Genomic DNA, 257 nt, shown 5'->3' with positions numbered 1-257 from the left:
CGTGGTGCTCAAGCTGATCTCCGGGTACGTACCGGCCCATGAACTGAACCTGCCGCTGCACACGGCGATTCAGGAAATTGCCGAAGAGTGCCTGCTGGAAACCCCGGAAGGCTGGCTCGGCGGGCGTTTTAATGACACGTGGTTGCCTGCGCCCTATGCCAGTGCCCTGCACTACCGCGAGGCGCTACCGTTTCGCCTGACGCCGTTGTCCGGTTCGGCGCGGCCGGTGCGGTGCGCCAACCTGCAACTGATCGAAC

At 63.8% G+C, this 257-nt stretch carries 1 protein-coding gene; it reads left to right on the top strand.

From position 1 onward, the window contains the following. A partial coding sequence (locus SB772_RS42970; RefSeq protein WP_410838892.1) for a hypothetical protein occupies positions 1-257 on the top strand: 257 nt, incomplete at both ends.

This window comes from Paraburkholderia sp. SIMBA_030, from assembly GCF_046535245.1.
Taxonomy (GTDB): Bacteria; Pseudomonadota; Gammaproteobacteria; order Burkholderiales; family Burkholderiaceae; genus Paraburkholderia.
This window is presented reverse-complemented; position numbering and strand designations above follow the sequence as displayed.